Genomic DNA, 15,384 nt, shown 5'->3' on the forward strand with positions numbered 1-15,384 from the left:
ACGCAAACGCTATCACACCAGTGCAGCGCTTCATTTGGACGTCGGTAGATAATCAAGAATGACCCGCGCGGCCGCCTCGCTGGGCGTTCCTTGCGGCAACTGCATCTTTTCATCAAGTTCGAGAAGCGCTGCAAGCTGCTGATTGCGCTCCAAGCCCTCTTGAAGCAAAGGCATAAGTTGAGCAGCCAGAGTATCCGCATTGGCATTATCATCGATGAACTCGGGGATCACATTGTGCCCAAGAACCAGATTGGTCAAAACAATCGAGTGTGCCTTGAGCAACCATTTGAACTGACGCGTCAACCAGTCGACCTTGTAGGCCACCACCATCGGCACCCCGGAAAGGCCTAGCTCAAGGGTCACGGTTCCAGACGCAGCCAGCGCAGCGTGGGCCTGACGAAACGCGGCAAACTTGGCCTCCTCGCCCTCGACCACCTCCGGCATCACCGTCCAGTTGGCCAGTCCTTCGTCAATCAGCCCCCTCAGATGAGGCACGGCGGGCAGAATGACGCGCAAATCCGGGTAACGCGCCTTGGCCATCGTCACGACTTTGCCGAACTCGACCATCAGCCGCGAGACTTCGCTGCGGCGCGATCCGGGCAACACCAGAAGAACCGGCGTATCGAGCGCTCCGCGCTCTCCCTTACCCGGACGCAGGACGTCGAGACGCTCGATCAGCGGATGCCCCACATAGGTGCAGGGAGGGCCAGACAATCGACTGTGTGCATCAACCTCGAACGGCAGGAGGGCAAGCACGTGATCCACGTAAGCCGCCATCTTTTTAGCGCGGCCCGGACGCCACGCCCAGACACTCGGCGAGACATAGTCGACAATTGGGAGATCGGGCCGCTTCTTACGCACACGCTTGGCAACGGCGTGGGTGAATTCGGGACTATCGATGATCAACAGCAAGTCCGGTCGCTTGTCGAGAATATCATGCACAACATCCATCCCGCGTTTGTGCAGGGACGGATACTGCCGAATGATATTGATGATCCCCATCACCGCGATGTCCGACAGCGGAAACAATGAGCTCAGCCCCTCGCGCTGCATCCGCTCACCCGCCAAACCGTCAAAGACGAATTGATCACCAGCCAGTCTGCGCAAAGCCTTGACCACCTGTGCGCCCAGCTGATCGCCGGACTCTTCGCCGATGACAATATAGATCTTCACCTTCTGAGCCTCGGACATGAGGGCCTCCTTGTGGAGATGAGACAGGCTTCATTCCAGAGCATTTTCAAACGGCGTTGTCCGACAAGGCATGTGCCTGCAGGAACAAGCCGTTGCTCCGCGCCAGCTCAATCGTATGCGTGCGGTTGGCACAAAGGACCTCGCCCTCGGCACAGACGATACCGGCAAGGCCGGCTTCACGCACATTCTCAATGGTTCTGGGGCCGATGGTCGGCATGTCGAAGCGCAGGTCTTGGCCCGGACGGGCCCGTTTGAGCAACACCCCCTCCTTGCCGAAGTCCCAGCGCGCCCGCTTCTCGTGGCGAATGCGGCTGACCCGCTCAAGCATCTGATCCGTGCCTTCAGGACCTTCCGTCGCAAGGATACGGCCGGCAGCAACAACCACACCTTGTCCTGCATCCATTGCCCCGATCGCAAGCGCCGCCCGGGAAGCAAGCGCGATATCGCTTTTGCTCTGTTCAGCAAGATCTGATCCGACTGAAAGATCGGGACCGACGACCAATGAAGGCGCAACATCCTTGACGGAAACGAGCGTCAGGCCGCGCTTTTCAAAAAAGCGGGCTACACCTTGCAACACGCTTTCATCACCGCCCCCGGCCATGATCCGGACAATATCAGGCAAGGCCCTCATTGCCCCCAGATCAAGCCGGATGGAGCGAAAATCCGGACGATGAGTGATGGACCCAATACACAACAACTCCGAAATCCCGCGCTGCTCGATCAGCCGGAAAAGCTGGCCTATCTCGCCCCATTTGAGCCAGACATGAGGGTGAAACTCAATGCGAACATCGGCTTCTCCGACGAGACCAAACAGGAAATAGTCGCGCCCCGCCGCCTGTAGAGCTTCAACCACTTCAAAAGGAAGATCCTGTCCGCCGGCGATGATCCCAACCGGTCCCTGTCCGGGCTCCACCATGGCGTTAGTCTTCGTGCGTGCGCGGTGTGCAGAGCGCCTTTTTGGAATCCGCGCGAATGAAGGAGACGATCTGCATTACATTTTCATCTTCGGCAAACATCTCCGCAACATCCTCGACCCTTTCGGCGAGCGTGCCTTCTTCGGAAAACAGCATCCGGTAGGCGCGACGAAGATTGTGAATCTGGTCGCGTGAGAATCCGCGGCGCTTGAGTCCGACAATATTGAGGCCGCCCAGATGCGCCCGGTTGCCAAGCGCAGAACCGAATGGAATGAGGTCATTCTCAAGCCCGGACATCCCACCAACAAAGGAATGCGCCCCAACACGAGCGAACTGAATGACCGCGGACAAACCAGCGATGATCGCGTGTTCGCCCACTTCAACGTGCCCGGCAAGCGTTGCATGATTGACCAGAATGACGTGGTCTCCCACGATGCAGTCATGGGCAATATGGGCTCCGACCATGATATGACAATGATTGCCAACCTTGGTGACACCGATGCCGCCCTTGGTGCCCGGATTGATCGTGACATATTCGCGGATATTGACATGATCGCCAATCTCGCAGCCGACATCTTCCCCTTCGAACTTCAGATCCTGTGGCTGCAGGCCAACAGAAGCAAACGGGAAAATCTCGACATTGGAGCCGATTGTCGTCTTGCCATCGACAACGACATGAGAGTGCAGTTTACCGCCCGGCCCGATCGTTACCCCATCGCCAATCACACAATAGGGACCTACGACCACGTCATCGGCAAGCGATGCACCATCAGCGATAATCGCTGTGGGGTGGATATCAGACATATTTAACTTGTCCCCATAAGCAGCATTGCACTGACTTCAGCTTCGGCAACCCGCGTTCCTTCAACCGTTGCCTCACAAGCAAACCGCCAGATGTTGCCACGGTTCCGCACCTTTTTCACATGGATATGCACCACATCACCGGGCACAACCGGTTTGCGGAACTTGGCTTTGTCAATGGTCATGAAATATACGACGTTCGGCGGCCCTGACTCTTCGCGGTGATTAACACAGAGTGCACCGGCGGTCTGTGCCATCGCTTCAATAATCAAGACGCCGGGCATAACCGGCTGCTGGGGAAAGTGCCCCTGAAAGAATGGTTCGTTGATAGACACATTCTTCACACCGATGCAGCTGTCATCTCCATCCATCTCGATGATCTTGTCAATCATCAAAAACGGGTAGCGATGGGGCAAAAGCTCCATGACGCGCATGATGTCAGCACTGTCAAGGCTTGTCTTTTCGTTCATATTACCCTTCCCTTCAAAGCTCCGCTCCGCCGCTCCAATTGCCGGCAACGCTCAAATGATGGCACACGGGTGGCAGGCCAATGAGGCTGGCTTTTAAAATTCTCCGACACCCCGATAGTGTCCGTTCAACTACCCTTTTCAGCCAGCCGTTTGAGGGCTGCCATTTCACGGAACCATGTTTTCACCGGTTTGGCGGGAACACCGCCGTACCGCGCGCCAACTGGCACATCGTCCTTTACAACGCTCACCGCGGCAATCTGTGCACCCATGCCAATTCTGATATGACCAGCTACACCAGATTGTCCTCCGATGGCAACAAAATCATCAAGTTTTGACGAACCGGACACACCGACTTGAGACACCAGAACGCAATGGCGTCCAACCTCGACATTGTGACCGATCTGTACCTGGTTATCGATCTTGGTTCCTTCACCGATGATCGTGTCCCGATTGGCGCCGCGATCAATCGTGCTGTTGGCGCCGATCTCCACGCGATCCTGAATGATCACGCGCCCGATCTGCGGCACTTTGCGGTGCCCCTGAGGGCCCATAGCAAAACCAAATCCGTCTTGCCCGACACACACACCGGGATGGATGATCACATCATCACCGACCAGACTGTGTTGCAGAACCGCGTTTGCCCCCACATGGCAATTGCGACCGACACGGACGCCCTGCCCGATGACAGCATTCACGCCGATTGTCGAGCCAGCCCCAACCTCTGCTCCGGCACCGATGCTGGCGCCCGGTTCTATGCAGACACCGCTTTCAACCTTTGCGTCGGGATGGATATGTGCGCCCTGAGAAATGCCACCTTTCCGTTCGAAATAGGCGAGCGGCACCATCGCTTCGGGATAAAAGGCGCTAGAGACGAGCGAAAAAGCCTCATACGGGTTGCCAACAACCAAGGCGATGGATCCGGTGGGCACCTTTTCCGCATAGCGCTTGGAGCATAGCACAGCTCCGGCCGAAGTTTTCTCCAGTTCCGAGACATATTTAGGATTGTCAAGGAAGGTGATCTCGCCGTTGCTTGCCGCATCAATCGGAGCAACGTTTTCAATGGCAACGGAGCCGTCTGCCCCTTCAGGCAGAGGAGCTTTAACGATTTCAGCAATTTCTGAAAGGGTAAGGCTCTCGACTTTGTTGAAAAAGGCAGGGTCTGTCATGATCGCTTTCATGAAAAAAGCCGCCGCCCGAAAGAGCAGCGGCTTGTTTTTTAGAAGGTATCGGCAACCTAGAAGTTTGTCGCCGCACCGAAACGGAATTCTTGTTTCTCGTCGTAGGACTCTTTGGTCAGAGCGTAGCCATAGTCGACACGCAGACGACCGAACGGGCTTGCCCAGACAATACCGGCACCGACGGAAGAACGGATGGAGTTATCGCTATGGAATGAGCCCTTGGCGGCATCAGAACCAAACAGTGTGCCCGCATCGGCAAACACCGCACCGCTCAGGCCGACGCCATCAAGATAAGGCAGCGGGAACTGCAACTCGGCTGTGGCATTGAAATAGGTCTTGCCACCCAATGCTTCACCCGATCTTTTGTCTCGCGGACCATAGCCTGCAGTCGCGAAGCCACGAATAGTCTCACCACCTTGATAGAAGGCATCCAGAATACGGACATCATCGCCGCCAATGCCCTGAATGTGGCCACCGCCAACTTTCAGCATGCCGACAAGGCCCCAAGTCGGATAGAGCTCATGATAGTAGCGCGCATCAATGGTCGAGCGGATAAACCGCACATCGCCACCAACACCGGCAAACTCCTGCTGGAACTTGGCGTAAATCCCGTCGGACGGCGCGACCATGCTATCAACCGTGTTGTAAACCAGCGAGTAGCCAAGAGACGACTTGATCGTTTCGCCTTCGTCGATCGCTTCGGTGACACCAGGCGACGCATTAGGCTTACTATACAGTTCATAGTTAGAGAGTTTCTTGCGCTCGAGCGTATAGTAAGGATTGAAGCTCAGCTCATTGGTGATGGGAAGACCAAGACGCAAAGTTCCGCCAACGCGATCATAGTCATATTCGCGACTGTCGGTATCTTTATAGGTCTGTTTGTACAGATCAAAGCCAGCAGCCATGCGACGACCGAGGAAATAGGGCTCGGTGAACGACAGCGTATAAGACTGCTGAGACGCACCACCGGAAACCGCAGCCTTCAGATACTGGCCACGGCCCATGAAGTTTGTCTCGGTGATTGAAACATCAGCAATAAAGCCATCTTCGGTGGAGTAGCCACCACCAAGAGACAGAGACCCGGTCCCTTTCTCGGTGACATCCACATTGAGGACAACACGGTCGGGCGAAGAACCCTGTTCGGTGGTGATCGCAACTTTCTCGAAGAAGCCAAGTGCTTCAAGACGACGCTTCGCACGATCCAACAGCACACGGTTGAAGGCATCCCCTTCTGCCATGTCAAATTCACGACGAATCACATAATCGCGTGTCCGGGTGTTACCGCGAATATTGATCCGCTCGACATAAGCCCGCGCACCCTCATCAACCTGATAAACAAGGTTGATGGTCTTGTTTTCATAGTCGCGATCTGCACGAGGCGATACGCGAGCAAAAGCATAACCGGATTCGGCAATCGCGATGGTCATATCTTCGAGGCTTTCGGACACTTCCTCAGCGCTGTAAACATCACCCTGATCAGTCTTGACGTAGCCGCGAAGTTCTTCTGCGTCCACGTCTGGCACCGCGCTATCGACCTCGACATCTCCGATCCGGTACTGTTCACCCTCTTCAACCGTAATGGTAACGAAGAAGACGTTCCGCTCGCGATCAAGATCGGCGACGGAGGAGATAACACGGAAATCCGCATAGCCATTGTTCAGGTAAAATTTGCGGAGACGCTCTTCATCGGCAGCCAGCCGCTCTGCATCATAGGTATCGTTGGCGGTAAACCAACTCAGCCAACCGGATTCCTTGGTTGTGATAACTTTAGACAGGCGGCGATCACTGAATTGCGTGTTGCCAATGATGGAAACGCGAGAAACGGATGTCTTCGCCCCTTCGGTGATTTCAAAAACCAGATCGGCGCGATTGCGTCCCAGATCAATGATTTTCGGCTCAACCTGCGCACCAAATCGTCCGGCCCGACGATAGGCTTCGAGAATGCGCTGGGTGTCTGTCTTAACACGACTTTGACTCAGTATTCCGCGTCCTTTGGAAGTGACCACCTGCTCGAGAACCTCGTCCTTAAGCCGGTCGTTTCCTTCAAATGAAATTCGGTTGATGACGGCATTTTCCTGAACTTTGACAACAAGAGTGGAACCACGGCGATTGATCACCACATCCTTGAACAAACCGGTCTGGTAAAGCGCCTTGAGCGACTCATCGATATCGAAGGCTGACGCCCTCTGACCGGGTTTCACCACAACATAAGAGCGAATGGTATCGTCGGAGACGCGAGCGTTTCCTTCGACCGCAATTCTGCTGACGGTTTGCGCGAAGGCGGGACTGATACCGAAAAGATCGACGGGAGCAAGTGGTGCGCCCACTGTCATCACAGTTGCTATCGCCGCGCCCCAAGCGAAGGTCTTCAAATTTTTCATCAGCCCAAACACTCTTAATATCTGTTTCAGCAATTCGCTCACACATATGAGCATCAACGAATTGGAATCTTATTGTTCATTAGGGTTTTACCCTGAATCGTCACAGGATCAACCCCCCATGACACATTACCCCAGCAAACATTGCCATCCGTTGCCCTTAAGCCACATCTTTGTAGCAAATAGACAATGTCATTTGGTTAAAGCTCACGCAAGCACTCATTCTCTCAATCACTGAGGAAAATACTGGTAATGTCGTTGAACGTGGCAAAGACCATCAACGACAGCACCATGGCCATGCCGATTCTGAAGCCAAGCTCCTGACTGCGCTGGGACAATGGCTTCCCCCTCACCGCCTCTGCAGCAAAATAGACGAGATGCCCGCCATCCAGCATGGGAATCGGGAACAGGTTGATCAGGCCAATGCTCACCGACAGCATGCCAGCCAGATTGATCAGCGCCATCAGTCCCAAGGTTGCGACCTGTCCGGAGACCTGTGCCACCTTCAACGGCCCGCCAAGCTGATCGGCATCTTCCTTGCCAACAAAGATGCGTCCGATATACGCAAGGGTCCGTTCGATGATGAAGTAGGTCTCTTCAACCCCGCCCTGTAATGCCTGCAACGGACCATATTCCTTCACAACGACGTCTTCAGGATCCCGGGTGTGATGAATGCCCAGAACGCCAATTTTCTGCTTGTTGCCGAAATTGTCCGTCACTTCCATGCGGCGCGGCGTGGTCGTCAATGTCACAAGTTCACCGCCACGATCCACGATCACATCAAGGGTGACCTCAGAGCTCAATGCCACAAGACGCTGAACATCGGAGAAGGCCTCGATATCGACACCGTCAACAGACACCATGATGTCTCCAGGCTTGAACCCGGCTTCCTCAGCGGCACTGTTGGGAACCACGCTATCGACCCGAGCCGGCGTGATCGGCTTGCCATACAAAAACAGCAGCATCGCGAAAATAACAATAGACAACAGAAAGTTGGCAAACGGACCAGCCGCGACGATCGCGGCTCTCTGCCAGAGGGCCTTGCTGTGCAGCGACCCTTCCCGCTCATCCTCGCCAAGGCTCTGCATCGCCTCTTCGTCAGGCATGCTCGCCGCATTCTCATCGCCCAGAAACTTGACGTATCCTCCAAGAGGAATCGCACTGAATTTCCAGCGGGTGCCATACTTGTCATAAAAACCAAACAACTCCGGGCCAAACCCGATGGAGAAGGCCTTGATGGTCACACCGCACCAGCGACCCACCATAAAATGGCCAAGCTCATGGAAAAACACCACAATGGTTAGGACAAAAAGGGCTGGGATTAGGTACCCCAAAAAGCCCGTCCCGGCAGAAAAGATCCCTTGCAGGAATTCCATCTCAATCTCCAAACACGTGAGCGCTGCATGCGCTCGCTACGCTAGTTCATCAGTCTCTAAAGAAGGCTTAAATAGGGTCATAATAGGACCAAATCAAGCTGTCTGAGGGCAGCAACGACGCCATAGCACACAAGGGCCTGCGCGACGGTTAACAGGGCGCGAAAACCCAGCCCTCGCTTCTAGCGCCGCGATCTTCAATCCTTGACTGCAGCGGTTGTCAAAAAAGCAATCGCTCGTTCAATCGTGGTCATACTCGGCTTGAAATGCGCTGAATAGTGCAGAAAACCGTGGTTCGTTTCGGGGTAGAAGTCATAGTAGAACCGCCCCCCATCTTCCATCAAGCGAGACGCCAACCAGCGCGTATCATCCGCAAGACAGTCGAATTCTGCCTCACACAGGTAACATGGCGGCAGATTTGAAAAGTCGGCACCGCTCAATTCACCATAAACCGCGTCTTCCGCTCCGCCGAGATAATCATCCCACATTTCCCGCATCCCATCGGTCGCAAGACCAAAGCTGCCATCACCATAGGCCTTGTGGCTGCGCGTATCAAAGCTGTAGCGATAGCAACCATACCAGAGCAACAGGGCAACAATAGACTGGATCTTGTCCTCATCGCGCAGGCGCAACGCCGCCGCAAGAGCGAGATTGGCCCCCGCACTATCCCCAGCAACAATCAGCTCGCCCTTATGCAAGGATGCCCCAATCGCCTTGATCTGATCACACACGGCATCAATCGCGCTTGGGTAGACATTTTCGGGCGACATGGGATAGGTGATGCCATAGACATCAAGGCCACTCTCTCCCGCAAGGTCAGTCATGATGCTGCCGTGAGTCTGCGGGTCACATTTGCACCAGCCGCCCCCGTGAATATAAATGATCGCCTTTTCGCTTGCTTCCGAACGATCCTTGCGACGGAACAAATGGATGACATGTCCATCGATCTCATGATCGGTTTTCGACACGACCGCATCATGAACGCCCAGCAGATCCTTGCGAATTTCATGCAACCGTTCTCGTGCCTCTTGCGGCGTCACCTCTTCGGAAGGGTCCGGATTGTAGCTGTAACGGGCTGCGACTTTTAGCAAATCGGCATTAGGCGCTTTGGTCATGAAACACTCCGCGAAACTTGAATTTTAAACAAAAAGTCCTGAACTTGCCCAGTCAAACAGGCAATGAGTGCCCCAAAAGGACACAATGGAGCAGGACAGGATGCATTGTTGATCAATTGATATGGACAAGCAATTGTTCTGCGACCACGCGAGACGATTTGTCAGCCTCCAGAACGTCTTCAATGCTCCCGGCAGGCTTGCTTTCCCCGCGCTTTTGCATCTCCAGCATTGTTCTTTCCACAAGCTCGGGGATGCCGCCAAAGGTCATGCGCCCACCAAGGAAAGCGGCAACCGCTATCTCATTGGCAGCATTCATGATATTGGGCAGATTGCCACCATGGTCCAGCGCATCAAGCGCCAGCCGCAGACAGGGGAAGCGCTCAAGGTCCGGCGCTTCAAAGGTCAACTGGCCAAGCTCAACGAGCGAAATCCGGCGTGTATTTGCCGGCGCACGCTCCGGCCAAGCCAAACAATGGGCAACCGGAATGCGCATGTCCGCAGCCCCCAGATGGGCCAGCATGGATCCGTCGGTGTAGGTCACAAGCCCATGAATGATGGATTGGGGATGCACCACCACAGAGAGCTTTTCGCGTAGCATGCGGTAAAGATGGTGGGCTTCGATGACCTCCAGCCCCTTGTTCATCAACGAAGCAGAATCGATCGTCACCTTGGCGCCCATCGACCAGTTGGGATGCTTGAGGGCCTGATCCGGCGTGGCCTTGGCGATTGAGCGTTGATCCCAAGTCCGGAAAGGACCACCCGACGCGGTGATCGTCACCTCTTCGATCTCGCACCGGTTGTCTTCATCGAATATTTGAAAAATGGCGCTGTGCTCGGAGTCCACTGGCAGGATCGGCTTGCCAAGCTTTGCGGCTTCCGCCATCACGAGGTCACCGGCACAGACCAGCGCTTCCTTGTTGGCAAGCGCCACCTGATTGCCTGCCTTAAGGGAGGCCATGGTGGGCCGGATACCCGCCGCGCCGACAATGGCACCCACAACAATATCGACCTGCATGGCTGCCGCTTCCTCAAGCGCGGAAAGCCCGGCTCCGACAGCAACGCCGCTCCCCGACAAAGCGGCCTTGAGGTCATCGTATCGACCCTCATCAGCTATCGCGACATATCGGGCTCGATGCTTGATCGCAAGCTCGGCGAGCTTGGTCACGTTTTCATTGGCCGTCAGAGCCTCCACCTGATAGCGCTCCGGTGATCCGGCGATGATATCAAGAGCGGAGTCGCCAACCGAACCGGTCGCGCCAAGAACGGAGATTCTCTTTGTCGTTCCGGCCATGCGGGTCTCGGGAAATTGCGTCGTGGCTGTGAGTCCGTTCATTTGATATTTATTCCTTGCATTTCACCGGCATCCCAACGGGTAACGGCATTTATCCCCCTGGGCCAAGCGGCAGAACCGAGCGCGACCCGTGATGGGTTACCACACCAGAAAGCCTGTGGCCACGCCGGTGACAGAGCCGGAGGAAAGCCCAATGACCGCGGCGGCCACCATCGCAACAGCCAGCCCGTCAACCCGATCCATGACGCCACCGTGGCCGGGAATGAGGTTGCCCGAATCCTTGACCCCGAACAAACGCTTCATGTGCGATTCAGCCAGATCCCCCAGTTGGGACACCACAGACAGAGCTGCCAGCATCAGAATCAGCAAAAGGCTGATTGGCACATTGAGCGCAAAGGCAACAGCACAGGCAAAGGCCACACCAACCAGCAGCCCGCCAATCGAACCGGACCAGGTCTTCTTGGGCGACACCTTGGGCCATAGTTTCGGACCACCCAGAGTTTTCCCAACGAAATAGGCAGCCACATCCGTACCCCAGACGATTGCGAACAACAGCAAAATGGCAGCAAAGCCGTTTGCCGGATCCTGCCTCAGCGCAATGGCGGACAATCCGAACCAAGCCGAATAGAGAATACCCGAGGCACACCAGCGCGCAAAAGGATAGGAACAGCGGGCAAAATAGAGAAAGCCAGCCCCAAACAGTGGAATGACGAGGCTCGCCTGCCACGCACCGACATAGAAGCAAACAAGCGCGCCAGCGATCGAGGCATAACCGATCAAGGCTGGAATGCCGAATGGCGCCTCTCCAACGATTGCCACCCACTCACGATAAACGAGCAGAGCACCAAGCCCGAAGAGAAGAGCGAACGCAAGACCACCCCACCACGTCGCCAAAAAGGCAAGCACGGCGAGTAAAATACCGGACAAGGCACGCAAGGCCAGATTGGACCATGGGGCCTTAGCCTTCCCCTGATCTGCTGCCGTCTTGGCAGTTTTGTCTTGTTTTTGACCCAGCGCTTGGTCCTCCACCAACAGGCCAGCTTCACCAAGCGGCCCGGACTTGGCAGGCATGAATGCCCGCTCGCTTAACCGCCAGATGCGACGATCTTTTTGCTACCCTGACAGTCTTCTTCCGCCAAACCGCCAAATCGGCGATTGCGTCGTCCGTACTCTTCAAGCGCAAGAATGAGTTGCTGCTCGTCAAAGTCCGGCCAATTGCAATCCACGAAAACGAACTCCGCGTAAGCTGCCTGCCAAAGCAGAAAATTCGACAGACGCTTCTCCCCGCTCGTGCGAATAATCACATCCGGATCAGGAATGCCCGCAGAATAGAGTGAAGACGAAATCATCTCTTCGGAGATTTGATCAGAAGCAAGACGGCCTTGTTCCACTTCGCGGGCCAGCCGACGCACCATATCCGTCATTTCACTGCGCGACCCGTAGTTGAATGCAATCACGAGAGTCATGCCGGTGTTGCCAGCGGTTCGTTCCTCCGCCATCTCAAGCAGATCAACAAGATCGGCCGACAAATCTGCCCGCCCGCCGATCACAAGGACACGAACATTCTGCTTCTTGAGCGTTGAAAGGTCCTTGCGAATGAAAAGCTTGAGCAATCCCAAGAGTTCTGCGATCTCGGTTGCTGGCCGTGACCAGTTCTCGGAACTGAAACTGAAGAGTGTCAGATACTCGATCCCGATCTTGGTAGCGCTCGCCACAATGTTGCGGACCGCCACCACACCCTGCCTGTGTCCTTGTGTGCGAGACAGGCCGCGCGCCTTCGCCCAACGCCCATTGCCATCCATGATCACGGCCAGATGGCGCGGAATGGAAACTGCATCTAGGATTGGGGCTTCAGCTAAACCTGGGTGCCCGGCCATAAATTAGATCCCTCTGCTTGACGTCAAGATGGTGCCACTTTGTCTCACAGCGAGAGAATCGCGGCAACCCCATCCATTTGGAATTGTAGTATTGTACCGCCATGCGAAAGAAGAGCTAAATTCAGCACAATACACAACCAGAGCGACAATCGGGGGCGAGCCATGCCCTAAACACGTCTCTTTCCCCATCCTGCGCCACTCTTGGGTCGTCACAATTCCAGATCTAGACCTGCATGATTTCGGTCTGCTTGGCTTCAAGCAATTCGTCGATTGCATTGACGGTCTTATCGGTCAGGCTCTGGATTTCATCCTGATAGATTTTGGAGTCATCTTCACTCATGCCGTCTTTCTCGGCCTTCTTGCACTGGTCCATACCATCTTTGCGAACATGCCGCACGGCAACCTTGGCATTTTCAGCATAAGAGTGGGCAATCTTGGTCATCTCGGTGCGTCGTTCCTCATTCATTTCAGGAATGGGAAGGCGCAACAACTGCCCGTCTGTCACCGGATTGATACCGAGGTTGGATTCGCGGATCGCTTTTTCAACAGCGCGAACCATACCTTTGTCCCAAATCTGGATCGACAGCATACGCGGCTCAGGAACAGAGACAGTACCAACCTGATTGATCGGCATGGTCTGGCCATAGGCCTCGACCGTGATCGGATCGAGCAGGTTGATAGAGGCGCGCCCGGTGCGCAGACCGGACAACTCCGTTTTGAGAACGGAAACGGCACCCTTCATGCGACGCTCAAGGTCATCAAGATCCAGTTCTTCGGCAGACATTTTTTAAAACCTTTTTCGTTTTGCTGTTGTCTTTGATCATTTCAGTGGGACCATCAGCCCGAGGGCTCCTCAAAACCCTTTTTGAGCGCGGGATACGTCGAAACAAGGGCAAGCCATTATCCCGCATGTCCCGCTCACTGGCCAAAAGCCCTTCATCCTGACATAAAGTCAGAACAAGCAGCCTAGTCAGACACCACGGTGCAACGCCCCCTGCCCTGTAGAATTTCGACAAGGCCGTCCGGTTCGTGGAGTGAGAATACAATTATCGGTATATTGCCGTCCTGAGCAAGCGCAATTGCAGCCGCATCCATAACCTTGAGCCCCTGTTTGAGCATATCGGCGTGCGTAATGGTATCATAGCGGATCGCATCGGGAACGATTTTGGGATCGGCAGAATAAATCCCGTCGACCTGTGTGCCCTTCAGCAGTGCATCGCATTGCATTTCCGCGGCGCGCAGCGCTGCACCAGAATCGGTAGTAAAGAAGGGGCAACCTGTCCCGGCTGCAAACAGCACGACCTTGCCATCCGCCAGATGAGCCTTGGCACCGCGCTGGGTGAAGCTCTCACAGACCTCGGGCATGGCGATAGCGGACATCGGCACAGCCGGGATGCCTTTGGCGTTGAGCGCGCTCGACATGGCAAGGCAGTTCATAACCGTGGCGAGCATGCCCATATGGTCGCCAACAACGCGATCCCCACCCTGAGCTGCGACGGACACACCGCGAAAAATGTTCCCGCCACCAATCACGACACAGATTTCGGCACCAAGGGCGCGCGCATTCTCTATATCAGTGGCAACTCGCTCGATAACGCTCTGATCAATCCCGAAGGACTGCTCCCCCATCAGGGCTTCGCCCGAAACTTTCAGCAAAATGCGCTTGTATTTGAGCTCTGCCATGCTGTGTCTGATCCTTGTCTTAAAGCGTCCGGCCCGCATCCGGCCAGTCAAAAAAAGCTGACCCTGCATACACGAAGGGCGCTGGTTCGTCATCCCCGGCGCCCTTTGTTTTTTAGGTTTTCAACCCCGCTTGCTGCGAGGCAAGATCGCGCAATCAGGCATTGCCGGAAGCGGCAGCAACCTCAGCAGCGAAATCTTCTTCTTTCTTTTCGATGCCTTCGCCCAGCGCAAAGCGGGTAAAGCCAACGAGTTTGATCGGAGCGCCAACTTCGGCTTCGGCATTTTTGATCGCCTGCTCAACGGTGTTTTCACCGTCGATCACGAAAGTCTGCTTGAGAAGAACAACTTCTTCATAGAATTTGCGCAGACGGCCTTCGACCATTTTCTCGATGATGCTTTCCGGCTTGCCGGATGCTTTGGCCTGCTCGGAGAACACGGTTTTTTCACGTTCGACAGCAGCAGGATCCAATTCATCCGTGGTCGCAGCCAACGGGTTGGTCGCAGCTACATGCATGGCAATCTGTTTGCCCAGAGCATCAAGCTTTGCTGCATCGCCTTCGGATTCCAGAGCAACCAGAACACCAAGACGGCCAAGGCCGGGAGCCGTTGCGTTGTGCATGTAGGTAGCAACAATGCCCTTGTCGACGCTCATGACCGCACCGCGACGCAGGTTCATGTTCTCGCCGATCGTGGCAACAGCGTTGGTGATGGTGTCTGCAACAGTGGCACCACCCGGATAGGGGGCGGCCAGAATAGCTTCAAGGTCGGATCCGGCTTCGATGGTCACTGCAGCAATTTTGCTGGCCAGCTCCTGGAACTGTTCGTTGCGGGAAACGAAGTCGGTTTCGGCGTTGAGTTCCACCACGGCAGCCTTGTTGCCTTCGCCAGCGATGGCGATGAGGCCTTCAGCCGCGATACGGCCAGATTTCTTAGCCGCTTTGGAGAGGCCTTTGGTGCGCAACCAATCGATTGCTGCTTCCATGTCACCATCGGTCTCAGCCAGAGCCTTTTTGCAGTCCATCATGCCCGCGCCAGAGGTTTCACGGAGCTCTTTCACCATAGATGCTGTAATCGCCATTGCAGCCTCACGTCCTTTTCAAACAAGCCAAAAAG

At 55.2% G+C, this 15,384-nt stretch carries 14 protein-coding genes; all 14 read right to left on the reverse strand.

Annotated features, from left to right (window positions below):
* Nucleotides 1-30: 30 nt before the first annotated feature.
* A complete protein-coding gene (gene lpxB / locus CPH65_RS19935; protein WP_096175473.1) occupies nt 31-1,191 on the reverse strand; it encodes a lipid-A-disaccharide synthase in 1,161 nt (386 codons plus the stop codon).
* A 46-nt stretch (nt 1,192-1,237) separates the two neighbouring features.
* The gene (locus tag CPH65_RS19940) at nt 1,238-2,107 is read right to left on the reverse strand and encodes an LpxI family protein (protein WP_096175474.1); all 870 of its coding nucleotides are present in this window, start codon (nt 2,105-2,107) and stop codon (nt 1,238-1,240) included.
* Between the two features lie 4 nt (nt 2,108-2,111).
* Nucleotides 2,112-2,909, reverse strand: a complete 798-nt coding sequence (lpxA, locus tag CPH65_RS19945; protein ID WP_096175475.1) for an acyl-ACP--UDP-N-acetylglucosamine O-acyltransferase — start codon at nt 2,907-2,909, stop codon at nt 2,112-2,114.
* 2 nt (nt 2,910-2,911) lie between these two features.
* Nucleotides 2,912-3,376, reverse strand: a complete 465-nt coding sequence (gene fabZ, locus CPH65_RS19950) for a 3-hydroxyacyl-ACP dehydratase FabZ (protein WP_096175476.1) — start codon at nt 3,374-3,376, stop codon at nt 2,912-2,914.
* 125 nt (nt 3,377-3,501) lie between these two features.
* The gene (gene lpxD / locus CPH65_RS19955; RefSeq protein WP_096175477.1) at nt 3,502-4,542 is read right to left on the reverse strand and encodes a UDP-3-O-(3-hydroxymyristoyl)glucosamine N-acyltransferase; all 1,041 of its coding nucleotides are present in this window, start codon (nt 4,540-4,542) and stop codon (nt 3,502-3,504) included.
* Between the two features lie 68 nt (nt 4,543-4,610).
* The gene (bamA, locus tag CPH65_RS19960) at nt 4,611-6,935 is read right to left on the reverse strand and encodes an outer membrane protein assembly factor BamA (protein ID WP_157747827.1); all 2,325 of its coding nucleotides are present in this window, start codon (nt 6,933-6,935) and stop codon (nt 4,611-4,613) included.
* A gap of 224 nt (nt 6,936-7,159) precedes the next feature.
* Nucleotides 7,160-8,308 (reverse strand): RIP metalloprotease RseP, encoded by a 1,149-nt coding sequence (gene rseP / locus CPH65_RS19965; RefSeq protein ID WP_096175479.1) that lies wholly within the window; start codon nt 8,306-8,308, stop codon nt 7,160-7,162.
* A gap of 194 nt (nt 8,309-8,502) precedes the next feature.
* Nucleotides 8,503-9,420 carry an alpha/beta hydrolase fold domain-containing protein gene (locus tag CPH65_RS19970; protein WP_096175480.1) on the reverse strand — a complete coding sequence of 306 codons (918 nt, stop codon included), beginning with the start codon at nt 9,418-9,420 and terminating at the stop codon, nt 8,503-8,505.
* Nucleotides 9,421-9,532: 112 nt separating this feature from the next.
* Complete coding sequence (dxr, locus tag CPH65_RS19975) at nt 9,533-10,711, reverse strand: 1-deoxy-D-xylulose-5-phosphate reductoisomerase (RefSeq protein ID WP_096176525.1); 1,179 nt, start codon at nt 10,709-10,711, stop codon at nt 9,533-9,535.
* Nucleotides 10,712-10,849: 138 nt separating this feature from the next.
* Entirely contained in the window at nt 10,850-11,782 is a 933-nt protein-coding gene (locus CPH65_RS19980) for a phosphatidate cytidylyltransferase (RefSeq protein WP_096175481.1), read from the reverse strand.
* A 14-nt stretch (nt 11,783-11,796) separates the two neighbouring features.
* A complete protein-coding gene (locus CPH65_RS19985) occupies nt 11,797-12,588 on the reverse strand; it encodes an isoprenyl transferase (protein ID WP_096175482.1) in 792 nt (263 codons plus the stop codon).
* Between the two features lie 223 nt (nt 12,589-12,811).
* The gene (frr, locus tag CPH65_RS19990; RefSeq protein WP_096175483.1) at nt 12,812-13,372 is read right to left on the reverse strand and encodes a ribosome recycling factor; all 561 of its coding nucleotides are present in this window, start codon (nt 13,370-13,372) and stop codon (nt 12,812-12,814) included.
* Between the two features lie 182 nt (nt 13,373-13,554).
* On the reverse strand, nt 13,555-14,271 hold the full coding sequence (gene pyrH / locus CPH65_RS19995) for a UMP kinase (protein ID WP_096175484.1): 717 nt from the start codon (nt 14,269-14,271) through the stop codon (nt 13,555-13,557).
* Between the two features lie 154 nt (nt 14,272-14,425).
* Nucleotides 14,426-15,349: a translation elongation factor Ts gene (gene tsf / locus CPH65_RS20000; protein ID WP_096175485.1), complete on the reverse strand. Its 924-nt coding sequence runs from the start codon at nt 15,347-15,349 to the stop codon at nt 14,426-14,428.
* Between the last annotated feature and the right edge of the window lie 35 nt (nt 15,350-15,384).

It is taken from the genome of Cohaesibacter sp. ES.047, assembly GCF_900215505.1.
Lineage (GTDB): Bacteria > Pseudomonadota > Alphaproteobacteria > Rhizobiales > Cohaesibacteraceae > Cohaesibacter.